The organism is Streptomyces sp. NBC_00028 (assembly GCF_045041065.1).
In the GTDB taxonomy this organism is placed as follows: Bacteria; Actinomycetota; Actinomycetes; order Streptomycetales; family Streptomycetaceae; genus Streptomyces.
On the sequence record NZ_CP108294.1, the window covers coordinates 1 to 22,919 of the forward strand.

Genomic DNA, 22,919 nt, shown 5'->3' on the forward strand with positions numbered 1-22,919 from the left:
CGAAGCCGCTACGCGGCTTCTGCGGCGCTCCGCGCCCGCCTCCCCGGCGGCTCCGCCGGACCGGACCACTCCGTGGCCCGGAAGCCGAATCGCTCCGCGATCCGGCACCGGAGTCCGCTCCGCGAACTCCGGAAGAAGCAGCAACTAGGGGTCAGCGGTGGGAAGTTGACGTCTCGTCACTAAATGCTGACACAGCATCAGATCTGGGTCCGGGGTCGGGGATTCTCGATCATTCCTCTGTGGGCGCTGCTAGCAGATGTATCTACCTACTGTCATCGCGATGCCGAAGCCCGTCAGAACTCTGCCAACGGTGTGAGAGTACTGATGCATGGCCGAAGACAGATCAGATGCACGGCAGCGCGTGGGAAGGGTGCCGGCCGAGGTGGGCCGGACCGCCGCGGTGCAGCGCCTGATCGACCTCGATGACCGCGATGAACTGACGTCTGCTCATGTCCGCCTGGTGGCGCAGGCGTTGGGGCGTTCCGAACGGACGGTGTGGCGGTGGCTGTTCGCCGCGCGAGAGGAAGGCCGCTACGGCCGCGTTTCTGCGGCGCGGTTCACGGTGACACCGGAAGTGCGCACGCTGCTGGCCCTGTGGGGCGGCAACGCTTCCCGCGTTCACGCCGAGTTGGTCGAGCGGGCTCGCTTGGATCCTGCCAGCGGGCCGGTGCCGTCGTTGGCGACCCTGCACCGGGCGATCCGCCGGGACCTGACGGCGGGTGAGCGGGCCGGGCTGCGCCAGGGTGAAGCAGGTCGGCGGGTGCACGACGTCTTCGCTAGACGGCCGCCCGTCCACCGCAACGCTGTCTGGGAAGGCGACCACAAGCGGGTTCCCGTTGAGGTCGATGTCGAAGGGGAGCTGGTCTGTCCCTGGGTGACGTGGTTCATCGACTGTGCGACCAGGGTGGTTGTCGGTGTTGCGGTCACTCCTCATGCGCCCAGCCGGGACGCGGTGCTGGCTTCGTTGCGGTGCGCGATCGACCGGCGTGAGCCCTACGGTCCGGCCGGAGGGCTCCCTGGTGCCATCCGGGTCGACCGAGGCAAGGAATTCCTGTGCCGCACCGTGACTGCCGCCATGGGTGGCTTCGCCGTCGCAGTAGTGGATCTGCCCCCGTACACGCCGCATCTGAAAGGCACCGTCGAGGCGCTCAACGACGCAGCCGAGGAGATGCACTTCGTCCTCCTGCCCCGCTACCTGCACCGGCAGAAACTCACTGGGGGCAAGAGCGCTGACCCGGACGCGCCGGCTCTCGCCTTCGAGGCCTTCGTGGCCGGGCTGCTGGGCTGGGTGAACTGGTGGAACAGCCAGCACCGGCCTGCCGGCCTGGAGGGCAGGACCCCGTTGGAAGCGTGGATGGCCGATGCCACCCCGCTGGCTGAGGCTCCGTCCGAGCGGCTGGCTCACTTCTCGCTCGAAAGCGATGGACGGGAGCGGACCATCACCAGTCACGGCATCAGGTGGCACCGCCGCGACTACATCGCCGACTGGATGGTCGGCCGGACCGGCACGCGCGTCTCCATCCGGCACTTGCCTCACCATGACGACGTCATCGAGGTCTTCGCTGCCGACGGCACGCATCTGGGCAGCGCGTACCTGGCCGAGGCCGCCACGGCGGAGCAGGTCCGTGCGCTCAGAGCCGCCCGCACGGCATCGGCCCGCCGCCTGCGGGCTGATCTCAAAGCCGCTGAGAAACTGCGCCGGGAGCGGTTCAAGGCGCAGACCGTTGCCGGCCCGGCCGAACGCAGCCGTACCCCGGCCCGCGGTGAGGCAGCCGGAGAATTGGAGGGCGGGGCGCGACGGGACAGGCGCCAGTTGGCCCGGCCGGGTCTGATTCCCCACGGCCCGGCGCCGGAGCACTGGGTGCAGCTGGTGGATCCCAAGCAGCAGGACGGATGGCGCGATGAGGACTGACCTGGCTTACGGACGCCTGCCTGACGAGCGCGAGGACCACTTCCTCGGCCTGGAGGCAGCGCACCTGGTGGGGACCGAGGCGTTGCTGACCACTCGGGACAACATCGAGGCGGTCATCGAGGCCAAGGCGATGATGTGCGCCTATGGGCCGGCCGGATACGGCAAGACCATGGCCGTGAACTCCGCGCTGCGGGCCTTGGCGCCTGACATCACCTACCGTCTGGAACTGCGGTCCGGTCCCACTCCGCGTGACATCCGCCACGGACTGTTCAAGGCTCTGCGCCTGCCTGGTGAGCCGCCCAAGCGTCCGATCGAGTTCGACGCGCTCCTGAAGAACGTCCTCGCCGAGCAGTTCCGGGTCCTGGTCTGCGACGAGGCCCAGTGGATGAGCCGCACCGGGTTCGAGTTCTGGCGTCATCTGTGGGATGACCGGCACACGGACATCGCGGTCGTCTTCGCCGGTGGCGACAGTTGCTATCGGGTGCTGCGGCGTGAGCCGATGCTCGCCTCACGGATGTACATCTGGCAGGAGTTCGACCGCATCCCCAAGCCGGAGGTAGGGCAGGTCATCGCGGCTTTCCATCCGGTGTGGGCCACAGCTGAACCGGGGTTGATCGATGCGGTCGACGCCGAAGCCGCGCACGGCAGCTTCCGCAACTGGGCCAACATCACCCACCACCTCGTGGCAGGGATGAGGAAGACCGGCGCGGACACGGTCACCGAAGCCCTGGTCCACTGGGTCTACAGCAAGATCGGCGGCATGTAGCAGTGAAGCCAGGCAGTCGGCACAGGACAGACCCGGGCGCAGCATCACGTCATGCGGTACGAGCAGCATTCACCGTCCTCCTCGACACCGGCGATGACCCAGCCTTCACTCAGGCCGCACTCGCAGCGCACCGGCTTGGCGCGGGACGCCTGGTCGTCCACCCCACCCCGGCAGCCTCCCACCCGCCCGGCCTGGCCCAGGACGTCCTGGCCGCGCTCGGTAAAACCCTCCCCGCCACCAGGCCGACGTCCCCCGACACCGCGCGGCATGGGCCGACATGGTCCGCCCCGCTTGGACCGCGGCCGCCAGCTGGATCCACGCACAGCGCATCGGCCACCTCATCCTCCTACGCGCCCACACCCAGACCCCCGCACGCTGGATGCAGCTGACCCGCCTCCAGCGGTGCACCGGGATCCACCTCACCCTCGTCTGGCACGACACCCCCGAGAGGCTCAACGACCGGGCACAGGCATGGCGGGAGGCGTCCTGGGCCCTCATCAGCGAGCAGGAAGCCGCCCAGCAGCGGCTACGCCGTTGCGGACAGCGGCCCGCCCTCGCCCAACACGGCCCGAACACCGCAGACACAGAGCCCGCAGCCCACGCCGTCGGGTGGCTGCAACAAGTCGGCCATCCACTGCACGCAGGGCTCCTCGCCGCCCAGCTCGCCTGCGGCCAGCCCACACCCCAGCAACTCGCGCGTGTCCGCCTCACCGACCTCGCCCCGGACGCGACCGCCCTGGCCCTGCCCCACCCCGGCCGCTACCGCTCCCCCGACCGGACCTGGCACCCCATACCCGTATGGGCGCGCTCCGCACTCATCGCAGCCCGCGCCTGGCAACACCACAGCGGACACCCCTACAGCAGTCGGCGCTTGTTCCAGCACACCAACTTCCACCACCACAACCAGCTCTACGACCTCGCAGCCACCGCCGGCATCCACCCCGCCATCACACGGCTGACCGGCGACCCCGCCTGGCCCGCACCCCACGAGAACAGCAGACAACGCTCCTTGCGGCCACAGCGTGATAGCGATCGGCAACCAGCCGACCAGCACACTCTGCACAAGCTGTCAGCACAGCCTCAGCAGCTTCTGTCAGCCCTCATCAGGCACTGACCAGCACAAACAACCGGGTCTGCCACTGACACCCCAGCAACAAAACCCCACCGACAAAACACCACACAACACCAGGTAAGGGCGGAACTCCGTTCCGCCCCCGGATCACTCCGTGATCCGGGACTCTGACCTTCGGTCAGAGTCGTTCGGTACCGGCCCTGCTCCGCAGTCCGGTACCGAACTGACACACCCTCCGGGTGTGTCCGCGGCAGCAACGAGCATGCGGGCGCGATCAGTTGAGGTGCGTGATGAGCATCCATGTCGCCATCGCCAGGAAGAGCACGCCTATGAACCGGGACATGGCGTATCCCGCCTTGGTGGGTTCGGTGGCGTCGAAATCCTTCACAAATGGGCGCTGGAGCGGGCGGTTGGCCTTCCACAGCAGCTGCGGCCTGAACACCTGCACGAGCCCTATGGCAATGAACACGCACAGCAGTACGACCACCACATCGTCCTCCTCACTTGATCTGCCAACAGGCACGGTTCGTCCGTCAGAGTCCTGTGCCCCCGTTCACTGCAAGCAAGCCGAGCGTGCGAGGGTCGGCAAAGACATGAGGCTCGGAACCTCCCAGGCGCATGGGCGGTGCGCCGGCGTAGCGCGCATCGGCCGTCTGTGACGGGATCTGATGTGTCACTTTCATGACTAGCTTAAGTCTGGGATGATGACAGGTATCTCCTCGCGTGGAAGGTTCAGGTGCGAAGGGTGTCTTTTGGAGACTCGGGTGGAATTCTGAGGTACGGCGGGATTTTCTCTGAATATTCCGGTGCATGCGATGAAATGGGGCTCGGATGGAATTGCGTCCGCATCAGGCTGAGGCTGTCGATAACGTCCTCCGCGTTCTCGGGACTCCGGCCGGTGGCCATATGCCGCCCGAGGGACTGCGGACGCAGGTAATCGCCGCGACCGGTTCTGGAAAGAGTCTCATCGGTGCGGAGTCTGCGCGTCGTCTTTCTGCTCGCCGGGTGCTGGTGGTGGTGCCGACGTTGGATCTGCTGACGCAGATGGCCGGCGCCTGGCGTCGGGCGGGCCGGTCCGGCGCGATGATCGGCGTGTGCTCGCTGCGGGCGGAGGAGAGTCAGGGTCTGCCGTGCACGACTGACCCGGACGAGCTGGTGGCGTGGGTGGAGGGGTTGGAGACCGTGACGGTCTTCGCGACCTACGCATCGGTGGGCCTGCGGATCCTCCAGCGTGCGCACGCGGCCGGGCTGGGGGTGTGGAGCCTGATGATCATTGACGAGGCGCACCGGACCAGTGGAGACGGCATGAAGCCGTGGGCGGCCGTGCACGACCAGGCGCAGCTTCCTGCTGAGCGGCGGCTGTACATGACGGCGACGCCGCGGGTGTGGGAGGCGGAGGGTGAGCGGCCTCGGCTGGTGGCGTCGATGGAGGACAGCTCGCCGCAGTTCGGGCCGGTGGCGTACAGGCTGACGCTGTCGGAGGCGATCGGGCGGGGCATCGTCGCCCCGTATCAGGTGCTGTGCCTCGACATCCGCGACCCGGACTTGTACGCCGCGATGACGAGCGAGGACACGGGATCGGACGCCGTGCGCGGGGCTCGGCTGGCCGCTGTGCAGACGGGGTTGATGCAGGCGGCGGTTGAGGAGCGGTTCCGTCGGGTGCTGTCGTTCCACAGTCGGGTGGGTGAGGCGGAGGCGATGGCGGCCGCGGTGCCGGTGACTGCGGGCCGGCTCGCCGAGGACGACCCCGACACCTACCCGCCCTCGGAGCAGGTGTGGGCGGAGTGGCTGTACGGGGAGCACGCCCCCGGGCACCGCCGACAGGTGCTGGATGAATTTGCCTCCGACTTCCTCGGAGGACCGGAATTTGAGGGCCAGGATGTGCGGGCTGAATTGCGAGTACTTTCCTCGGTTCGCGTTTTGGGTGAAGGTGTCGATACGGCCGAGTGTGATGCGGTGCTTTTCGCGGATGCGCGCGGCTCTATGGTCGATATCGTGCAGATGGTCGGGCGCGCTCTGCGACTGCATCCGGGACGCGGAAAATTGGCCACGTTGATCGTTCCGGTGTTCCTCGGTCCGGACGAAGATCCGAATGAACTGCTCACTTCCGATGCCTATGGGACCTTGTCGAAGGTGCTCGGAGCCCTGCGGGCGCATGATGCGGAGACGATCGAGGCCCTCGCGGATCCCCGTGTGCGAAGCGGCAGTTGGCGTTCCGAGGACGAGAGCGTCGACGACGGCGGCGTGGCGCAGGACGCTGGCGGGGAGGACGGCCAGGAGCAGGACCTTGTTCCGCCGGTTGGGGCCGCGGCGGCGGGAGTGCTGCGGTTCACCGAGGAACGCGACCCGGCCGCCCTCACCCAGTTCGTCCGGCTGCGGGTCATCGACCCCGAAGGCGCCTACTGGCGTCGGGGCATTGAGGCCGCCTCGCGGTGGCTGCGCGAGACCGGCAACACCGAGCTGCGGGTGCCGTACACGTTCGTCTGCCCTGAGGACTGGGACGGCGTCGCGCAACATCCGCTGGGTGTGTGGGTGTCGGATCAACGCCGCTACTACGCGGCCGGGACCCTGGACGCCAAGAGGGTGACCGAGCTGGAGAACTTGGGCATGGTCTGGTCCGTGCACGCCTCCGCCTGGGACGCCGGCCTGGCTGTGGCTCGCGACTACGCGCAGGTGCACGGGCACCTGGTGCCTGGCAACTTTGTGGTGTGGGACGGGTTCGCTCTGGGAGTCTTCCTCAAGAACGCTCGTCAGGCGGCCAAGAAGGCACGTGCAAACGCCGTGCGCCGCGCGAACGGGGAGACCGGCATCTCGTATGCCGGGGAGCTGCCGGAGAGCCGTATGGAGGCGCTCAACGAGATCGATCCCGGGTGGGCTCCGGAGGGGTGGGAGATCGGATGGCAGCGCGCGTACCGGCTCCTCCTCGCGCACCTCCAGGCCGGGGGCTCCCTGCCCAGCAAGACGGGTGAATTGGTGGTGCAGGGCGAGGACTTGGCCGTGTGGATCGCCGGGCAGGCCGCCGGGTGGGACAAGCTGGCCCCGGCGCAGCAGTACCTCCTGGAGAGCCTCAGCATCGACCCCGACACCACAGAGCAGGAGGTGCGGCCGGTGCGGCGGTCCCAGGATGAGCTGTGGGAGCGGAACATGGCCGCCGCCCGCCAGTTCCACGCCCGCGAGGGGCATCTGCGTGTGGGGCGTCAGCACCGCGAGGACGTTGATGGGGAGCTTGTGGGGCTGGGGTCATTCATCTCGAACGCCCGAAGGCGCGCCGACAAGCTCAGCACCGAACGACGCGATGCACTGACCGCGTTGGGCATGCGCTGGTAGAGGATGCCGCCCCGGCGTCACATCACACGCTCTTGAGCCGAAGCGCGATAGGTGTCACAAAGGCAGGTTTGTTGTCACCGAGGTCGGCGGCTATGTCCTTTACCGAGAGTCTTGTCCGCCGAACCCGGAGTCGTGTCCCTCGACGGGCCGATGCGGTCGGCGCTCCGGAAGCCGTGTGATCGCTGCGCTCACTGCCAACCCGAGCGTGACACCGACAGCGGCGGCGACGCTCTGCGCCCAGGCATTGTCGAGGGAGTCGGGCAGGACGGCGCTGGTGAGCCGGGTGGCGCCCCACAGAACTGTTACCGCGGCCAGTGCGGCCGGCCAGCGGTGCGGTACCCCGTCGCTGATGTCGTCGACGATATAGAAGAGGAGCAGCAGCGCCATGAGGAAGCTGCCGTCGACATCATCCCAGCCGAGCGCGGTGAACCCGGCCCCGAAGGCAAGCGCGAACAGCCAGAGCCCCACCAGTCGCCGGACGGACGTGGGCGGCTGTCGCTTCGCACCATGCCAAGGCCAAAGGAACCGTGTGATGTGCTGGACGATCGCGTACTTCTGCATGACTCGCGTCCTGATCCCCCGGGGTAGCCGACTCCTGCCGGCGCTCAGTGGTACGACGCACAGGAGCAGGACGCGGTTGTGGTGAAGTGTCGCCGCATGGAACCGCCTCGGGGATCCAGAGGCTGTCGATCTTCGCCCCTGGTGACACTTCCGTGCTTCCGCTCACCGGCTTCGCTCACCAGTCCTCTGCTAGCTCTGTTCCTTAAGTCGCTCCAGCCACCCAGCCGTGCGGCGAGTCTCGGCATGGAGACCTTCATCGCCGGACCAGAATCGGGCAGGGCGGTGTCGACGTACTCCTCGATGCGCTCGACAACTCGAGCCGGCTCGGGGGCGATCGCGGGTGTGTGGTCGGCGACGCCGCGGAGCATGGTGCCGATCTGGGTGACTTCCTCGGAGTCCTCGCTGCGGCAGGGCTTGTGAGCGAGGCGGCACTGCGCCTTGTACAGGTCGGCCAGCCACTGGTCGATCTTGTCGAGGTCCGCGTTCGACTGGTCTGTGCGGCGGATGCTGCGCATCCAGGCGAGGACCTGCTGGTGGTGCAGCAGGGTGTAGGTGCCCAGGATGCCGGTGGCGAATGCGGAGACGGTCGTCACCGCGAGGGTGCCGGCGCCCGTGCCGATCGCCAGCAGGGTGGTCATCATCTGTCGGGGGTCCGTTCCGGGAACAGGGAGGACGCCGTTCCCGTGTGGGGTGCGCGGGTGTGGCGTCGGGGGCAGGGTGGTGGGTCCGGGCGGGCCGGTACCGGTGTGGCGGGCCCGCGCGGGAAAGACGCTGTCGGGGGTGGTGTCAGGCCCCGACGAAGTGGCGCAGGGTGTCGACGTCGCGGACGACGAACTGCCGGTAGCGGGCGGTGGCGGAGGGTGCGCAGGGCGTTCTCGGTGGTGGAGATGTCGAGTTGGAGGGCTGCGGCGATGTCCTTTTGGCCGGGGCCGGTGATGACGGTGTGCGCTGCGGCGTCGGGGGCGTGTCGGCGGTGGCGGCGCGGAAGCGGGTGATGGAGGGGATGCCGGCCCCGCGGCCCCGGGGGGATAGCGGGGCTCCGTGATGTGTATTTCCGTCACTCCCAGAGGGATGGCCCCTCCGAGCCGCCAAGGTTGACGCCGCCTCCATCAGCCATCCGTCTTGCTCCTCCGAAGATGGAGAAGCGCCTATGGCTCTCAGACAGAAATTTGGTAGGCCAGCTATCCGACCGGTGTCAGCGCCCGCGCGAGTGCGTCGATGGTCACCCCGACGATCGCCCGGAGTTGCTCCGGGCTCGATCCGGCTCTGCCCATCACCGCTAGGGACTGGTTCACGGCCGCTACGTGTACGGCGAAGTCCTTGGCGTTCTCGTCGGACATTCCGCCGGCCTTCAACGCGGTGCGTAGGCGCGGGTGCTGCAGGCCGAACAACTTTTTGACGTGCTCTGCGACGCTCGGGCTCAGCGCTGGACTCGCCATGACCGACTGGGCCATCAGGCATCCGTCGGGCACGGCGGGGTCGGCGATGCGGCCCAGGGTGACGTCGAAGAACGCGCGGACGGCGGCGACGGGGTCCTCGGCCGCGCATGAGAGGGCGGCGTCGAACTTGTCGCCGTAGCGCGTGGCGTAGCGATCCAGGCAGCGAAGGAAGAGCGCGTCCTTGTCGCCGAGCGAGGAGTAGATCGAGCTGCGGTTCAGGCCGGTCGCCCGGGACAGGTCGTCGAGCGAGGTGTCGGCGTAGCCGGAGCGCCAGAACTGGATCATCGCGGCGTCGAGCACCGTGTCCATGTCGAACTGCTTCTTGCCTGCCATGCGGCCCATCCTCTCATCTTGAACTGATCAGTTCAAGATGTGCTAGCGTCGCATCACGGTCCACCCGCCTCGATGGAGGATTCCCATGACCAACCCCGTCCCCGCCCTGCCCCTGCATGACCTGGCCGGATTCACGCACCGCTGGGTCGACGCCGACGGCGTCCGCCTGCACGCCGTCGAAGGCGGCCGGCCGGACGGACCGGCCGTCGTCCTGCTCACCGGGTTCCCGCAGACGTGGTGGACCTGGCACAAGGTCATGCCTGCTCTCGCCGATCGGTTCCGGGTCATAGCGATCGACCGGCCGGGCCAAGGCAATTCCGAGCATCCGGAGCTCAGCTACGACACGCACACGGTCGCCGCGCACATCCAGGCCGCCGTGAACGCTCTCGGTGTGCGGGAGTACTGGCTCGCCGGGCACGACATCGGCGCCTGGGTCGCCTTCTCCCTCGCCCTGAACCATGAGAGCCGACTGCACGGGGTCGCGCTGCTCGACGCGGGAATTCCCGGTATCACCATGCCGGAAGCGATCCCTCTCGACCCGACTCTGGCGTTCAAGACCTGGCACTTCGCGTTCCACGTGGTGCCCGATCTTCCCGAAACGCTGATAGCCGGCCGCGAGCGGGAGTACGTCAGCTGGTTCCTGAAGACCAAGTCCCTCGCGCCCGACGCGTTCGAGGAAGCGGACCTCGACCACTACGGCGCGGCCCTCGCCGTCGACGGCGGCCTGCGCGCCGGCCTCGCCTACTACCGCGACGCCGCCGAGTCCGCGCGCAAGAACCGCGCGGCACTCGTGCAACGGCGACTGACCACGCCAATCCTCGGAATCTCCAGCAGCCACGGCTCGATCCCGGACATGGCGGGCTCCATCAGCCCGTGGGCCGAGAACGTGAGGGGCATCATCGTGCCCGACGCCGGTCACTACATCCCCGAGGAGCAGCCCGAGGCCGTCGCCGCCGCCCTCACCGAATTCTTCTGCGGCCGCTAATGCCCTAGCAGGAGGACGATCTCCATTGCCGTCGGCGGCCCGTCAGTTACGGCCCCGCCCCCGTCGGCCGCGCCGCCGCAGTGCGGGATGAGCGGGACTGCGCCAGCGGCCCTCTTGCAGGACCGCGGAAGACATAGCGGGGGAGGCACCGCGCATGGGCCCCGGCTCGCCCGCCGGGGGCCCGCTGTCGCACGCCGCTTTCTCGGCTGTTCTATGCCCTGATGCTCCGACCTTGAGTTCCGATCCCGTCAGTCCCGTAATGGCTGTCGATTTGCCTCTGAACTTTTCCGGTCGGTTGGCGCTCCTGCGCGTGGTCGACAGAGGGTCAGGACCTGGCAGGCGCTATCTCCGTGGCATGGCCGGTCTGTGAGCGCGGTGTCTTGGCTCCGACTTTGCCGGGCTCGATGGTGCGGGGGTCTACGGCCTCGCCCGGGGCGCCGACCTGGTAGTCGCCGTTGGGGTCGCTGTCGCGGTCGTGCGGGAGGAGGAAGAAGGTTCGTCGGCGGAACAGGCCGGAGTCGGGGTCGCGTTCGGCGCCTGCGGCGAGGGTGGTGTAGCCGACGAGGCGGCCGTCGCGGGAGTAGCGGGGCTTGCCCCTGCGGGTGCTGACCTTGTCCAGGGCCTGGCGGACGTAGTCGAGGGTGTCCAGGTTCTCCAGCCACACCACTTCGGCTTCACCGGTGAGCTGGCCGTCTTCCAGCATCGAGCTCATGGCTGCAGAGCCTCCTCGTTCTCGTCGTCCAGCCTGTTGCTCCCGCGGGCGCTCGGGCATCTGGTGCCTTGCCGCAGCGTGCCCACGGGGGCTGGTGCGCGCCCTTCATCGTACGGCCACGTAGTCGGCCGCCCCAGGGGGTGAGGGAGCGTCACCGCTGTCCCCGGGGGTAGGACGCGGAGTGGCCGGAGGGCGTCTCGTCGGTGGTGTCGTCGAGCAGCGCCAGGCCGGGGTACATTTTTCGATCGTTGTTCTTGATCATCTCTGCGGGTGAGGCGAGACCGAGTTCCTGGCGGATCCGGCTGGCGAAGGCGCGGGAGGTCGCCGATTGGATGCCCTCGTCCGCGCACCATCGGGTGTACGTCACGTACAGAAGTTTCTGCTCGACTCGCAGGCGCGGGTCGGGGCGTCCGGCCTCGCCCGTGGTGCACCGCTCGGTCAGGAAGCGGCCGATGTGGTCCTCGGTCCGCTCGTACGCCGCGGTCGCCAGGCGTACCGACGCCGGGCCGTCCAGGGGGTCGCGGGTGGTGAGGTAGAGGCGGGCGCCGTCGATGAGCCATTGCAGGATGCCGGGGCCCTCGTCTCGGACGAGCTCGGCGGCCAGGTTGTCGATCTTCCGGTGGTTGGGGACCTTGCGTTCGAACGGAATGAGCCGCATACGCCGCCAGAAGGCGTGTCCGCCGGTACCGACCTCGGGCTTGTGGTTGCCCAGCAGCCACAACTTGTGCGTGGGGGTGAAGGTGAAGAAGTCCTGTCGCATCCGGCGGGCCGTGATGGCGTCCCCGCCTGTCAGCAGCTTGACGCGGGCCTCGTTGAACTTGTCGTTCGGCTTCAGTTCGCTGCACACCACGATGCGTCGGCCGTGCAGTTCGGTCAGCTCGGTGGAGTGCTCGGCGAACTTCCCCTGGTCCATCAGGAAGCCGGGTGGGGCTGCGTTGGCGTACTCCCCGAGGATCTGCATCATCGCGTCCAGGAGGACAGATTTGCCGTTCGCGCCGGAGCCCCAGAGGAAGGGCAGTACCTGCGCGCCGACGTCTCCGGTGACGGAGTAGCCGAGCAGGAGGTGCAGGAAGCTGATCGTCTCCCGGCCCTTGTCGTCGTCGCCGAAGGTGTCGGTGAGGAAGCGGTCCCAGCGGGGGGTGGCCATCATCTGGGGCGCGACGGTGGTGGCCCGGGAGTGCATGTCGGTGAGCGGGTCAGGTTTGCGCAGCTCCCCCGTCTTCAGATCGACCACTCCGGCCGGGGTGCACAGGGCGTAGACGTCGCCGTCCAGCACATCGGGGTCCAGGCTCAGCCCGGGGGCCGCCTGGGCCTGCTGGAGCAGCGCCTTCACGCCGGCCGTGGACTGTGTCCTTCGGCGATGAGCCTGCAACTGGCCATCGCTGAAAAGGCCGCGCGGGTCGGTCCGCGGGATCTGTTCAGCCAGGTCGCCTGCCGCCCAGATCGCCGCTTTCTCACCGCCGACTCGCTTCCAGCGGTACTCGTCCCAGGTGAACCAGCCCAGACCCTCCACGTGGCGGAAGCGGTCCGCGAAGGTCCGCGCGAACAGCTTGGCCATCGCACGGTCGGTCAGTTCGTCAGGGAACAGTCCCATCCGGCCGGGCTCTGGCGGGGGCGGAGCGTCGTCGGACTGCTGTGCCGGAAGCATCAAGTGACTGTCCGGCAGGTGCAGACGCATCTGCTCTGCGGCCGCCACCGCGTCAAAGCCGACCTGCTCGGGGCTGTTCATGACCTCCTCCGAAGGAAGAACGAGCTCCCGAAGGGGCTGGTCGTGTGGCAGGTCGACCGATCGCCCTCTGCACACCGGCCGGCAGCAGCAGGGGAACTCTGGGCCTCCGCGGAGACGGTAGGCGCGGTCGCTGGCACGGGACGTCCTTGCTTGGGGGGCTTCGGTCCCGTCCGCAAAAGTGCTGGTCACAAGCGAACCCGAAGGCGAACGGGACTGACGGGACTGAGGAATGCAGATGCGGCCACGAGCGTAGCGCACGCCTGCCTGGGGGCGGGGGCGCTCGGGCGCGTGTCGAAAGTTCGGTCCCGTGAGTCCCGTAGGCCCGGGGTCGGGAGGGGGCGCCGGGCGCCGGAACTGCGGGCCTCGCGGGGCGGGGCGGAGAGGGGTTCGGTCCCGTCTTCAGTCCCCTGACAAAGCACCAGGTCAGAGCGCTTTCGCGTCGCAGCACGGGACTGACGGGACCGAGACCTGTAGTTATGAGCTACATATGCGCTACTACATGCGCGAGCGCATACACACACGCCTGATCGGTATAACTCCCAAGGTGAGTCCCGTCAGTCCCGTGCCAACGACAGAATGGCCACTGACCTGCGCGTCTCCAGACGGGACTGAACGGGGCTGAAAGACGAACGGCTCATTCAGCCCCGTGCCATGTGGTCGGCCGCCGCGGCGGGGAGTCGTAATGGACAGGACAACCTTGTGGCGGTGCTGAGAGTCTTCTGGTCGATCACGTTGTGATCGGAGCTACGAGGAGACCATCATCAACGCCATTCGTAAGACCCTGACCGCCACCGCTGTCGTCGGTGCCGTCCTCGCGGGTGCCGCTGCCTGTGGGACGGTGGAGCAGTTGTCCGCGGGCAGGAAGCTCGAGCACGCCTTCGAGCAGCTCGGGAAGGAGAAGACGCTCTCCTTCGAGGTCGACCTGGACACCGATGCCGCGTCGCTGAAGGCACTCGACGACTCGTCCGACCCGGCGCCCGGTGAGGAAATACCGGACGAGGCCGCCGAGTTGCTCAGTGACGCGAAGATCACCGTGACTGTGCAGTCGAAGAAGCCGCTTGAGGAGTCCGGTGAGAAGGACCTCGTCGGTACGGCCATGAAGGTCAGCACCCCGGACGGTGACCTCATCGAGTACCGGATGATCGGCGACTACACCTACATCCGTGCCAACATGGACGCCGTCGGCAAGACGATGGGCAGCCCTCTGCCGGACGCTGACGATCTGCCCCCGGAGGCCGGGGCGTTGAAGGACGTCCTTCAGGGCAAGTGGGTCAAGTTCAACACCGAGGAGATGAACAAGGCGGCTGCCGAGGGCGAGGGCGCCGGTGGTGGTTCCGCGCCGTCTCTTGACTCCAAGGCGCAGAAGAAGCTCGTGAAGGCGCTGCGTAAGGTCATTGCCCGCGAGGTGGAGTTCAAGACTGTGGGTGGCGGGGATGGTGTCGAGCACGTCATCGCCACGGCTCCGTTCCGCACGTTGCTCACCGAGCTGCTCGGTGAGGTCCGGCCGCTGGCCAAGGGCCTGCCGCTGCCCACGGCCAAGGAGCTGAAGGACGCTCCCAATGCCAAGGTCACGGCCGACTTCACGCTCAAGAACGGCGAGTTGGCCCAGGTCGACCTCGACCTCGCCAAGCTGGCCGAGAACGCCAAGGTGAAGAAGCTGGGTCTGACCCTGCGGATGCGCGAGGGCACCAAGCCCACCGCCCCCGCCGGCGCCACGACGCTCGACATGGAGGAGCTCATGAACGGCCTCCTCGGCGGGGTGGCGATGCCCGATGCCGAGTTCGAGACGAGTGGTCTTGAGGACACCCCGCAGGACCTGTACTGATTGCACGCCCCCGAGCGTCCCGTCCCACTGCTCTCTGAGGCGCACGCCATAACGCGTCCATCACCGCGGGCCCCCGCTGAACGTACAGCGGGGGCCCGCGGTGTAGGTGGTGGTGGTCCGACCCGCCCGTTTTTAGTTCAGGTGCCGTGTGAAGAACCGGGCCGCGCTCTCGCCCGCGAACTGCGGGACGCCGGTGTGGCCGCCCATGTTGGCCTCCAGGGTCTTCTCCTTGGAGCCGAAGGCGTCGAACAGGTCCAAGGCGGCCTGGCGGTCGTTGCCTTCGTCGTCCCATTGCAGGAGGACGTGCAGCGGGATGGTGATCTGGCGGGCCTCTTCGAAGATGGCGCGCGGGACGTAACTCCCGGCGAAGAGGCCGGCGGCCTTGATGCGCGGGTCGACCGACGCCAGCCGGACGCCGATGGAGATCACGCCTCCCGAGTAGCCGACCGGGCCGCCGATCTCGGGCCGTGCGAGGAGGGTGTCCAGGGTGGCCTGCCATTCCGGGACGGCCTTGTCGACCAGCGGGAGGACCAGGGCGTCGATGAGTTCGTCGCCGACCGGTTCACCGGCCTGCAGTGTGCGGCGCAGTTCGGCGCGGGTCTGCTCCATGGCGGGCCAGCGGGGGCGGTCCCCGCAGCCGGGGAGTTCGATGGTGGCCGTGGCGAAGCCCTGCGCCGCGCTGTGCCGGGCCCGGGCCGCGAGTCGGGGATACATCCTCGTCAGCCCGAGAGTCGGATGGCCGAGCAGGATCAGCGGCACCGGTGCGGACGCGGAGGCTGATGCGGGGGTCCAGAGGAAGCCGGGGATGTCGCCGAAGGTGAAGGCGCGCTCGCGGACTTCGTCGTCGAGACGCTGGTCGGAGGTGATGTGCATGGTCGTGCCTTTCGGGAGTGCACTGGAACGGCGCTCCCGGACGACCTGCCTATCGTCCGTCCGTGACTCCTGAGGAGAGCACCCATGTCGATACGTTCACGGGTACCACCTCCTCGATCTCTCGCACGGCCTGGGCGAATGTAGCAGCGGCCGGCCGCGGGCCGCCAAGCGTTTTTCGCGGGTCTCCGTGGCCGAGGCGCGCTTCCCTGCCTGCTCTCGTCCCTGCTCTCGTCACAAATTCCTTCTGGCATCCGTCAATGCAGTGAACACCTCGACGTTGATGCGAAGGAGAGCAGCCATGACACACACGGACCCCGCCTCGATCTCCCGGATGCCTGACCCGACCGCCTACGTGCCGGAGATGAAGGACATCAGTGCCGCGTTCTTCCGGGCCACGGGGAATCAGTCGGTGCCGCGTTCGACGATCAACCTGGTTCATCTGCGGGCCGGGCAGATCGTCGGGAACACCTATCTGACGGTTCTGAACACCAGCTTCCTGCGTAAGGGCGGGGAGTCGGAGGAGCGCATCACCGCGGTTGCCTCGTGGCAGGACGCGCCGTACTTCACCGAGGCCGAGCGGGCTGCTCTGGCTCTGGTGGAGGCCACTCTTCAGGCTGCTCCGCACGGTCGGGAGCGGGTCACCGACGAGCTGTACGCCGAGGTGGCCCGGCACTACGACAAGAAGGCGCTGGCCACCCTCACCATCGCCATCGGCCAGATCAGCTTCTTCATCGCGCTGGCCGTCATCGGGAAGCCTCAGCCGGTCTCCTCCCTCGCGGACCAGCAGTGGGACTGAACCTCGTGCTCTCCACGTAGCGTTCACCTCCAGTCCGTTGCAACGGATCGACTGAGATTCATTGCATTGCCTCCGCTTCCGTTGCAACGAAATATGGGCATCTAGCTGGAACGACGAGAGTCAGTGGCAATAATTCGATTGCCTCATCCATGAACGCAACGTAGCTTTTCCAGCATCGGAAACAACGTGTCGGCGCTCTCGGCGCCCTCAGCCCGGAAGGACACTGCCATGTCGGCGCTCTCGGACAAGACCCTGGTGGAGACCTCGTCCGCGCCTGGGCCGGTCGCGTCCTTCGTGCGGTTCGTGGTCTTCGGTGGGGGTGTTGGGGTGCTCAGCAGCTTCGCCGTGGTGATGTTGGCCGTCGTGATGCCCTGGGGGGTGTCCAACGCTGTGGTCACTGCCCTGTCCACCCTGCTGTGCACCGAGCTTCACGCTCGCTACACCTTCGGCAAGAAGCGGGGGGCCGGGTGGCGTGAGCACTGGCAGTCGGCGGGGTCGGCCGGTGTCGCCTATCTCATGACCAGCCTTGCCATGTTCGTTCTGCATCTCGTGCAGTCCTCGCCCGGAGTGGTGACCGCGCAGGTCGTCTATCTCGGTGCCTCCGGGCTTGCGGGGGCGGGGCGGTTCGTGGTGCTGCGGCTCTTCGTCTTCGCCGGGCGGCGTGACCGGGGCGCGGCGCCGTCGGTGCAGGCCGCGAGGGCCGGCGCGCCTGTCCTCCTGGCGGCGTAGCCGGCACGGCCCGCGACGCGTCCAGAAGGGATTAGGTTCTTCCCTAAAGGGCTTTGGTCTGGGGTGATCGTCGTGGCGCGTGTGGGGCTGAGTGTTGAGCGGGTGGTGCTCGCCGGGGCCGAGTTGGCTGATGAGGTCGGGTTTGAGCAGGTGACCGTTTCCGGCCTGGCCCGGGGGTTCGGGGTCACCGTGGCGAGTCTGTATTCGCATGTGCGCAACTCGCATGACCTGAAGGTGCGCATCGCGCTGCTGGCGTTGGAGGAGCTTGCCGATCGGGGGGCCGTCGCGCTTGCGGGGCGGGCCGGGAAGGATGCCCTGCGGGCGCTCGGGGATGTGTATCGGGACTATGCGCGGGAGCATCCTGGGCGGTATGCGGCGGCTCAGATGCGGCTCACGCCGGAGGAGGCGGCTCGTAGTGCGGGCGGACGGCATGCGTTGATGACTCGGGCCGTGTTGCGGGGGTACGACCTCTTGGAGCCTGAACAGACGCATGCCGTCCGGTTGTTGGGCAGCACCTTTCACGGGTTTGTCAGCCTGGAGGCGCAGGGCGGGTTCAGGCACAGCGCTCCGGAGAGTTCGGAGAGCTGGGACCGGGTGATCGATGCCCTTGATGCGGTGTTGTGTGGCTGGCCCGGTCCCGCGCGGGGCTGATGTCGGGTCAGCTTGCTGTGCGGATGCGGTCGTGGGCCGCTGTGGCCAGCTGGTGGTACGTGGCGAGCTTGTAGTACTCCTCGCTGCGGGACAGGGCGCCCGCGTAGACGAGGACGCGGTCGCCGTCGTAGGTGTACGGGGCGTGGGCCGCGAACTCGCCGAGCTTCGGCTCCAGGAGGGCGGGCAGAGCCCTGGGGTCCGTGGTGCGGGTGGAGAAGCTGAGTCGTTCCACCTTCGTGGAGTCCCAGCCGAAGGTGGGGTACAGCGCCGATGACGTCTCTATGAAGGAGAGGAGTTGGTCGCTGGGGTCCGGGAGGCCCAGCTCGCGGATCAGGGAGAGGGCCGACTCGCGGATGACGTGGTCGGGGGACAGGCCGTTGAAGTAGAGGTTCCAGGTGCGGCGGGCGTAGTCGATCGCTATCGCGGAGACCTTGTTGTCCAGGCCGTGCGCGGTGAACGTACGCAGGTGCTCTTGCAGGCCGCTGGGGGCGGACGGCAGTTGGTCCGCCAGGCGGGCCGGGTCCTGGAGGTCGCTCAGGGGGAAGAAGACGTAGGCCTTGTTGAAGCCGCCGTTGAGGCGGTGGTCGACGCCGTAGGACTGGATGGGGAAACGGGCCTGGATGTCCGCGAAGAGGGTGCGGATGGGGTGGTCCGTGTCGTCCACCAGGCCGTGGGTCAGGGCGCGGGTGTAGGGGTCGCCGGCGGCGGTGGGCATCGTGAAGTCGAAGGAGAGGTCTCCGATGTGGCCGCCGCTGGTGACCATGTTGAAGACGACGCTGCCGTCGGTGAGTACGTCCTGGAACGCGGTGAGAGCCGGCCACATGGCGTCGCGTGAGCAGTCCACGCCCAGCAGGGCTGCTGCTTCTTCCACGGCCGTGTACAGGCGGGTTATGTCGGCTTCTCCGGACGTCATCGGGCCCCCAGGTGTGTGTCGGTGGAACGGCGGTCCTCCGCAGTTTCCGTTTCTCACCTTGGCTGGGGGTGGATGGCGGGTCGGGTCCGGCTTGGGCCTGTCCGGCGGAGCAGGCCGCAGGAAAGCCGCGGTGCTTCATGTGGTGCGGGTGAGCGGGGTCTGGTGCTCCCCCACTGCCTTAAGGGCGTGGGAGGTACCCCCAAGCTGCAAGGCGGAGGAGGGAGTCGACGCGGAGCGTCGGGGACCGGCGACAACGCCGCAGATCGGCGTGCCAGACCCCGCGTCTGCGGCATGATCCGCCGGACAGGCCCTCAGTGTCAGTTCTGGCGTTCGGGGGTGTGGACTATCAGGCCGTCCATCGCCTCGGTGATCTTCAGGCGGCAGCTGAGGCGGCTCGTGGGGCGGCGGGGGCAGACGGTGTAGTCGAGCATGTAGTGCTCGTCGGGGTGGGGGGGTTCTGGTTTGTCGAGGGTGGTTTCGTCGACGTAGACGTGGCACGTGGCGCACTGCATGTTGCCGCCGCACTGGGCGACGATGCCTTCCACGTCGTTGAGTTCGGCGGCGCGCATGACGGTCGTGCCGAGGGGGGCGTCGAGGGTGCGTTCGGTGCCGTCGGCGGAGATGTACGTGATCTTGGGCATGTGGACCCCAGTGAAGAGGCGTGGAGGATCGCTTGAGAGTCGGTGGGGACGCGACACCTCTCCGGCTCTTCTGCTCGCCCGCCGGGCGATACGGCGCGGGGCGGGCGGGGAAGGGCAGTGAACGTACCAGAGGACTTTGGGCGGGCCAAGTCCAGTTCCGCTTGAGGATCGGTCGAGAGGGTCTAGGGGTTCGGTCGGCGCGGGTCCGGTAGCCGGTGGGTCATGAAGGGGCGGGATGTGATGAATTCCCGGAATTTCACGGCCGCTTCGGAGAGGTAGGCGTCGCGGCGCCAGACCAGGGTGAGGACGCGGTGGCAGGCGGGGGCGTCCAGGTGGACCCAGGCGACCGGGACGCGGGTGTCGGTGCCGGCCTGGCGGGACATCGCCGGGATGAGGCCGATGCCCAGGCCCGCGCTGATGAGGACCTGGCTGGCGCCGGGCTCGTCGCCCTCGCAGGAGATCACCGGGGTGCGGCCTTCTGAGGCGAACAGGCGGTCCAGCAGGGCGCGTTGCCAGTGGCTCCTGCGGGTGGTGACGAAGGGCTCGTCGGCGATCTCGGGGATCGTCACGCTGTCGCGTCCGTCCAGCCAGTGACCTCGGGGAACGGCCAGCAGGACCTCCTCCCGGGTGAGTTCGAGGGAGTCCAGGTGGGGGTCGGGAAGTTGCTGGGAGGCCACGCAGAAGTCGACCTCGCCCGCGCGTAGTTGGCGTTCCATCTCCTCCGCGTTGGACTGGAAGAGGCGTACGTCGGCGCGGGGGTGGGCGACGCGGAAGCTGCCAAGGACCGTGGTGATGGTCAGGAGGGTCTCGCAGGCGATGCCGACCCTGCCCAGGCCCAGGTCACCGGCCTCGCGGACGGCTCTGACGCCGTCGTCGAGCTCGCTGAGGGTGCGGTCGACGTGGCGCAGGAACATGGTGCCGCTGGCGTTCAGTTTGATGCCGCGGCCGTGGCGCTCGAAGAGCGGAGAGCCCAACTCGGCCTCAAGGCGGGCAATAGTGCGGCTGAGCGAGGGTTGGGCGATGCCCAGTTCCTCCGCGGCGCGGCTCATGTGCTCGAAACGGGCGACGGTCTGGAAGTAGCGCAACTGCAGCAGATCCATGGTCCACCTTCACCTATAACTGTCGAGGCATCGTCACATGGCAAAACCGGTCTTGGATATGCATGAGTGTTCTTCTCTACCGTCTTTCCGGGGCCACCGCACAGGTGGCGGGCTTCACCGCCCGACGCCTGTACACGCGACGCGAGGGTCCCGCACTTCTGTCCTTGTCCCGCCGCCCTCCCTCAGGAAGGTCGCACCATGAGCGCTGCGGAGCTGGCCCGACTCCAGTTCGCGGCCACCACCGGTATCCACTGGCTGTTCGTGATCCTCACCATGGGGCTCGTCCCCCTGGTCGCGTTCATGCACACCAGGGCCGCATATACCCGTGATCCCGCCAAGAGGGCTGTCCGTGAGCGCATGACGCGCTTCTGGGGGCAGCTCTACGTCATCAACTACGCGGTCGGTATCGTCACCGGCCTCGTCATGGAGTTCCAGTTCGGCCTGAGCTGGAGCGGACTGAGCAAGTTCGCCGGGAACGTCTTCGGCGCTCCCCTGGCGCTGGAGACGCTCATCGCGTTCTTCGCCGAGTCCACCTTCCTCGGAATGTGGATCTTCGGCTGGGGGCGGCTGCGGCGCGGCGTGCACGTCACGCTGATCTGGCTGGTCGCCCTGACCGCGTACGCCTCCGCGTACTGGATCCTCATCGCCAACGGCTTCATGCAGCACCCGGTCGGCTACGAAGTACGCGGCGGTGTCGCCTACTTGACCGACTTCGGGGCGCTGCTGACCAACGAGATGTCGCTGATGGCCCTCGGCCACATCGTGCTGGCCGCGCTGACGACGGGCGGTCTGTTCGTCGCCGGTGTCAGCTGCTTCCACTTCCTTCGGGGGACGAAGGAGACGGAGCTGTTCCGTTCCTCGCTGCGGCTGGGGACGTGGGTGGCGATGCTCGCCTCGTTCTTCGTCGTCGTCGTGGGTGAGCTCCAGCGTCCGATCATCGAGCGGACCCAGCCGATGAAGAACGCCGTACTGGAGAACTCCGGGGTCGCCGAGGTCCAGCGGCGGCTGGTGGAGCAGTTCGGGCCCGGCGACTACGTGCCGCCGGAGGGCTGGATCCACCTGTCGATGAGCGCCATGACCATCATCGGCAACACGATCTCGACGATCACCTTCATCGCCGTGTTCCTGCTGTGGAAGGACCGGCTGGTGCGGTGGCGTCCCATGGCCTGGCTGATGGTGGCGGTCATCCCGTTCGCCTTCCTCGCCTCGGTCGCCGGCTGGGTGGTCCGTGAGATGGGGCGCCAGCCCTGGATCGTCTACGGCCATCTGACGGTCGAGGACGCCCTGTCCCACGTCAGCAGGGCCTCGTTGATCGTGTCCTGCACGGTGTTCATCGCCATCTTCGTGGGGCTCGCGGTGACGAACTGGACGCTGATCGCCCGGTTCGCCGTACGCGGTCCTGACGCCACCCAGCTCGGCGTCACCGAGCCGCTTCCCGAGGGTCTGCCCGAGCAGCCCTTGGGCGGCGCCGACGACAAGCGGCCGGTCCCGGCTTTCTAGAGGGAGAGTTGAGCGAGATGTCTCTGGAGATCGCCTGGTTGGGCCTGCTGGGCCTGATGCTCGCCGGGTACTTCGTGCTCGGTGGATACGACTACGGCGCACAGATGCTGCACCCCTTCCTCCGTGCCTCGGACGAGGAGGAGGCGCGGGCCGAGAAGCCTGAGGGCGGTAATGCCGCGCTGGACGCCATCGCGCCGTTCTTCCTCGGCAACGAGGTGTGGCTGGTGGCCTTCGCCGGGGTGATGTTCGGTGCCTTCCCGCATCTGGAGGGCACCCTGCTGTCCGGGCTCTACCCGCTGATCGTGGCGATTCTGGCCGGGCTGGTGCTCGGCAACGCGGCGGTGCAGCTGCGTCGGCGGGCCCGTGGGGCCCGGAGCCGGCAGGTGTGGGACGCGCTGGTCGTGTTCGGCGGTGCGGTGCCCGCGCTGTGCTGGGGGCTGGTGGTGGGGCTGCTGCTGCACGGGGTGCCGCGGCGGGCCGACGGCAGCTTCCATGTCGGGTTCGGTGAGGTGTTCTCGCCGTTCGTGCTGGTGTGCGGCATCGCCACGATCCTGCTCTTCGCCGCGCACGGCGCCGGCTTCGTCGCCATCCGGTCGGAAACCGAAATGGCCGCGAAGGCAAGGGAGTTGGGTGCCCGGCTGCTGGTGGGTGCCGGGGGTGCGGCCGTGGTCGCGCTGCTGCTCACGTTCTTCGGCTCGGGTGCCTCGATGACCAATCGCGGGGTGTCGGGAGTCATCGCCGGGGCGCTGGTGGTGGCGCTCGGTGTCGCCTGGTGGTCCTTCACCGGCGGGCACGAGGTGCGGGCGTTCGTGGCGACCTGCTGCGCGACCGCGCTGCCGGTGCTGCTGGTAGGGGCGGGGCACTACCCGTATCTGCTGATCAGCTCGGCCGGGCACGGCCTCGACATCCACGAGGCCGTCACCGACGACGCCACCTTGAAGATCCTCAGCGTGTTCGGGGTCCTGGTGGTGCCGACGATCCTCGCGTACCAGGCGTGGAGCTGGTGGGCGTTCCGCGGCCGTACGGGCGTCCGCCACCCCAGCTACTTCTGAGCG

The 22,919-nt window shown here is 67.9% G+C and carries 22 protein-coding genes; 11 read left to right on the forward strand and 11 right to left on the reverse strand.

Annotated elements, in window-relative coordinates:
* Positions 1-328 precede the first annotated feature (328 nt).
* The gene (locus tag OG885_RS44195) at positions 329-1,912 is read left to right on the forward strand and encodes a Mu transposase C-terminal domain-containing protein (RefSeq protein ID WP_405724193.1); all 1,584 of its coding nucleotides are present in this window, start codon (positions 329-331) and stop codon (positions 1,910-1,912) included.
* Positions 1,902-2,678, forward strand: a complete 777-nt coding sequence (locus tag OG885_RS44200; protein ID WP_331728792.1) for an ATP-binding protein — start codon at positions 1,902-1,904, stop codon at positions 2,676-2,678. The genes OG885_RS44195 and OG885_RS44200 overlap by 11 nt, the downstream gene beginning before the upstream one ends.
* 44 nt (positions 2,679-2,722) lie before the next feature.
* Here the strand turns inward: OG885_RS44200 and OG885_RS44205 are convergent, their stop codons facing one another.
* A complete protein-coding gene (locus tag OG885_RS44205; RefSeq protein ID WP_331728794.1) occupies positions 2,723-2,947 on the reverse strand; it encodes a hypothetical protein in 225 nt (74 codons plus the stop codon).
* A gap of 8 nt (positions 2,948-2,955) precedes the next feature.
* Between OG885_RS44205 and OG885_RS44210 the strand changes: the two genes are divergently transcribed.
* Entirely contained in the window at positions 2,956-3,792 is an 837-nt protein-coding gene (locus OG885_RS44210; protein ID WP_331728796.1) for a hypothetical protein, read from the forward strand.
* A 232-nt stretch (positions 3,793-4,024) separates the two neighbouring features.
* On the opposite strand, the gene OG885_RS44215 is transcribed toward OG885_RS44210, so the two are convergent.
* Entirely contained in the window at positions 4,025-4,240 is a 216-nt protein-coding gene (locus OG885_RS44215; protein WP_331728798.1) for a DUF6199 family natural product biosynthesis protein, read from the reverse strand.
* A gap of 341 nt (positions 4,241-4,581) precedes the next feature.
* Between OG885_RS44215 and OG885_RS44220 the strand changes: the two genes are divergently transcribed.
* The gene (locus OG885_RS44220) at positions 4,582-7,077 is read left to right on the forward strand and encodes a Helicase associated domain protein (protein ID WP_331728800.1); all 2,496 of its coding nucleotides are present in this window, start codon (positions 4,582-4,584) and stop codon (positions 7,075-7,077) included.
* A 99-nt stretch (positions 7,078-7,176) separates the two neighbouring features.
* Here OG885_RS44220 and OG885_RS44225 read toward each other — a convergent pair whose 3' ends face one another.
* The 3 genes from OG885_RS44225 to OG885_RS44235 form a co-directional block, all read right to left on the reverse strand.
* Positions 7,177-7,638, reverse strand: a complete 462-nt coding sequence (locus OG885_RS44225) for a hypothetical protein (RefSeq protein WP_331728803.1) — start codon at positions 7,636-7,638, stop codon at positions 7,177-7,179.
* A gap of 44 nt (positions 7,639-7,682) precedes the next feature.
* Positions 7,683-8,279 (reverse strand): hypothetical protein, encoded by a 597-nt coding sequence (locus tag OG885_RS44230; protein WP_405743249.1) that lies wholly within the window; start codon positions 8,277-8,279, stop codon positions 7,683-7,685.
* Between the two features lie 540 nt (positions 8,280-8,819).
* Positions 8,820-9,410 (reverse strand): TetR/AcrR family transcriptional regulator, encoded by a 591-nt coding sequence (locus OG885_RS44235; protein WP_331729505.1) that lies wholly within the window; start codon positions 9,408-9,410, stop codon positions 8,820-8,822.
* 85 nt (positions 9,411-9,495) lie between these two features.
* Between OG885_RS44235 and OG885_RS44240 the strand changes: the two genes are divergently transcribed.
* Positions 9,496-10,395, forward strand: coding sequence for an alpha/beta hydrolase (locus OG885_RS44240; RefSeq protein ID WP_331728807.1), 900 nt, complete (start codon positions 9,496-9,498; stop codon positions 10,393-10,395).
* 325 nt (positions 10,396-10,720) lie between these two features.
* Here OG885_RS44240 and OG885_RS44245 read toward each other — a convergent pair whose 3' ends face one another.
* Together OG885_RS44245 and OG885_RS44250 are read right to left on the reverse strand one after the other, a co-directional pair.
* On the reverse strand, positions 10,721-11,107 hold the full coding sequence (locus OG885_RS44245) for a DUF6009 family protein (RefSeq protein ID WP_331728810.1): 387 nt from the start codon (positions 11,105-11,107) through the stop codon (positions 10,721-10,723).
* A gap of 151 nt (positions 11,108-11,258) precedes the next feature.
* Complete coding sequence (locus OG885_RS44250; protein ID WP_331728813.1) at positions 11,259-12,836, reverse strand: phage/plasmid primase, P4 family; 1,578 nt, start codon at positions 12,834-12,836, stop codon at positions 11,259-11,261.
* A gap of 838 nt (positions 12,837-13,674) precedes the next feature.
* On the opposite strand from OG885_RS44250, the gene OG885_RS44255 reads away from it, so the two are divergent.
* Positions 13,675-14,661: a hypothetical protein gene (locus OG885_RS44255; RefSeq protein WP_331728816.1), complete on the forward strand. Its 987-nt coding sequence runs from the start codon at positions 13,675-13,677 to the stop codon at positions 14,659-14,661.
* 132 nt (positions 14,662-14,793) lie between these two features.
* On the opposite strand, the gene OG885_RS44260 is transcribed toward OG885_RS44255, so the two are convergent.
* A complete protein-coding gene (locus OG885_RS44260) occupies positions 14,794-15,534 on the reverse strand; it encodes an alpha/beta hydrolase (protein ID WP_331728819.1) in 741 nt (246 codons plus the stop codon).
* Between the two features lie 298 nt (positions 15,535-15,832).
* On the opposite strand from OG885_RS44260, the gene OG885_RS44265 reads away from it, so the two are divergent.
* The 3 genes from OG885_RS44265 to OG885_RS44275 all read left to right on the forward strand — a co-directional run bounded on the left by OG885_RS44265 (position 15,833) and on the right by OG885_RS44275 (position 17,710).
* Positions 15,833-16,330 carry a carboxymuconolactone decarboxylase family protein gene (locus OG885_RS44265; RefSeq protein ID WP_331728822.1) on the forward strand — a complete coding sequence of 166 codons (498 nt, stop codon included), beginning with the start codon at positions 15,833-15,835 and terminating at the stop codon, positions 16,328-16,330.
* A 228-nt stretch (positions 16,331-16,558) separates the two neighbouring features.
* A complete protein-coding gene (locus OG885_RS44270) occupies positions 16,559-17,059 on the forward strand; it encodes a GtrA family protein (RefSeq protein ID WP_331728825.1) in 501 nt (166 codons plus the stop codon).
* Between the two features lie 72 nt (positions 17,060-17,131).
* Positions 17,132-17,710 (forward strand): WHG domain-containing protein, encoded by a 579-nt coding sequence (locus tag OG885_RS44275; protein WP_331729508.1) that lies wholly within the window; start codon positions 17,132-17,134, stop codon positions 17,708-17,710.
* Between the two features lie 7 nt (positions 17,711-17,717).
* Here OG885_RS44275 and OG885_RS44280 read toward each other — a convergent pair whose 3' ends face one another.
* The 3 genes from OG885_RS44280 to OG885_RS44290 all read right to left on the reverse strand — a co-directional run bounded on the left by OG885_RS44280 (position 17,718) and on the right by OG885_RS44290 (position 20,364).
* Positions 17,718-18,623, reverse strand: a complete 906-nt coding sequence (locus OG885_RS44280; protein WP_331728828.1) for an aromatic prenyltransferase — start codon at positions 18,621-18,623, stop codon at positions 17,718-17,720.
* A gap of 317 nt (positions 18,624-18,940) precedes the next feature.
* Complete coding sequence (locus OG885_RS44285) at positions 18,941-19,264, reverse strand: 2Fe-2S iron-sulfur cluster-binding protein (protein WP_331728831.1); 324 nt, start codon at positions 19,262-19,264, stop codon at positions 18,941-18,943.
* Between the two features lie 182 nt (positions 19,265-19,446).
* Entirely contained in the window at positions 19,447-20,364 is a 918-nt protein-coding gene (locus OG885_RS44290; protein WP_331728834.1) for a LysR family transcriptional regulator, read from the reverse strand.
* Positions 20,365-20,562: 198 nt separating this feature from the next.
* On the opposite strand from OG885_RS44290, the gene OG885_RS44295 reads away from it, so the two are divergent.
* Together OG885_RS44295 and cydB are read left to right on the forward strand one after the other, a co-directional pair.
* Positions 20,563-21,864 (forward strand): cytochrome ubiquinol oxidase subunit I, encoded by a 1,302-nt coding sequence (locus tag OG885_RS44295; RefSeq protein ID WP_331728838.1) that lies wholly within the window; start codon positions 20,563-20,565, stop codon positions 21,862-21,864.
* A gap of 17 nt (positions 21,865-21,881) precedes the next feature.
* On the forward strand, positions 21,882-22,916 hold the full coding sequence (cydB, locus tag OG885_RS44300) for a cytochrome d ubiquinol oxidase subunit II (protein ID WP_331728842.1): 1,035 nt from the start codon (positions 21,882-21,884) through the stop codon (positions 22,914-22,916).
* Positions 22,917-22,919: the final 3 nt, after the last annotated feature.

What these genes read in the sequence shown, in the direction of transcription:
- OG885_RS44195 (WP_405724193.1), top strand. Translation starts at nt 329, where the DNA reads ATGGCCGAAGACAGATCAGATGCACGGCAGCGCGTGGGAAGGGTGCCG.
- OG885_RS44200 (WP_331728792.1), top strand. Translation starts at nt 1,902, where the DNA reads ATGAGGACTGACCTGGCTTACGGACGCCTGCCTGACGAGCGCGAGGAC.
- OG885_RS44205 (WP_331728794.1), bottom strand. Translation starts at nt 2,947, where the DNA reads ATGCCGCGCGGTGTCGGGGGACGTCGGCCTGGTGGCGGGGAGGGTTTT.
- OG885_RS44210 (WP_331728796.1), top strand. Translation starts at nt 2,956, where the DNA reads ATGGTCCGCCCCGCTTGGACCGCGGCCGCCAGCTGGATCCACGCACAG.
- OG885_RS44220 (WP_331728800.1), top strand. Translation starts at nt 4,582, where the DNA reads ATGGAATTGCGTCCGCATCAGGCTGAGGCTGTCGATAACGTCCTCCGC.
- OG885_RS44225 (WP_331728803.1), bottom strand. Translation starts at nt 7,638, where the DNA reads ATGCAGAAGTACGCGATCGTCCAGCACATCACACGGTTCCTTTGGCCT.
- OG885_RS44230 (WP_405743249.1), bottom strand. Translation starts at nt 8,279, where the DNA reads ATGATGACCACCCTGCTGGCGATCGGCACGGGCGCCGGCACCCTCGCG.
- OG885_RS44235 (WP_331729505.1), bottom strand. Translation starts at nt 9,410, where the DNA reads ATGGCAGGCAAGAAGCAGTTCGACATGGACACGGTGCTCGACGCCGCG.
- OG885_RS44240 (WP_331728807.1), top strand. Translation starts at nt 9,496, where the DNA reads ATGACCAACCCCGTCCCCGCCCTGCCCCTGCATGACCTGGCCGGATTC.
- OG885_RS44245 (WP_331728810.1), bottom strand. Translation starts at nt 11,107, where the DNA reads ATGAGCTCGATGCTGGAAGACGGCCAGCTCACCGGTGAAGCCGAAGTG.
- OG885_RS44250 (WP_331728813.1), bottom strand. Translation starts at nt 12,836, where the DNA reads ATGAACAGCCCCGAGCAGGTCGGCTTTGACGCGGTGGCGGCCGCAGAG.
- OG885_RS44260 (WP_331728819.1), bottom strand. Translation starts at nt 15,534, where the DNA reads ATGCACATCACCTCCGACCAGCGTCTCGACGACGAAGTCCGCGAGCGC.
- OG885_RS44265 (WP_331728822.1), top strand. Translation starts at nt 15,833, where the DNA reads ATGACACACACGGACCCCGCCTCGATCTCCCGGATGCCTGACCCGACC.
- OG885_RS44270 (WP_331728825.1), top strand. Translation starts at nt 16,559, where the DNA reads ATGTCGGCGCTCTCGGACAAGACCCTGGTGGAGACCTCGTCCGCGCCT.
- OG885_RS44280 (WP_331728828.1), bottom strand. Translation starts at nt 18,623, where the DNA reads ATGACGTCCGGAGAAGCCGACATAACCCGCCTGTACACGGCCGTGGAA.
- OG885_RS44285 (WP_331728831.1), bottom strand. Translation starts at nt 19,264, where the DNA reads ATGCCCAAGATCACGTACATCTCCGCCGACGGCACCGAACGCACCCTC.
- OG885_RS44290 (WP_331728834.1), bottom strand. Translation starts at nt 20,364, where the DNA reads ATGGATCTGCTGCAGTTGCGCTACTTCCAGACCGTCGCCCGTTTCGAG.
- OG885_RS44295 (WP_331728838.1), top strand. Translation starts at nt 20,563, where the DNA reads ATGAGCGCTGCGGAGCTGGCCCGACTCCAGTTCGCGGCCACCACCGGT.
- cydB (WP_331728842.1), top strand. Translation starts at nt 21,882, where the DNA reads ATGTCTCTGGAGATCGCCTGGTTGGGCCTGCTGGGCCTGATGCTCGCC.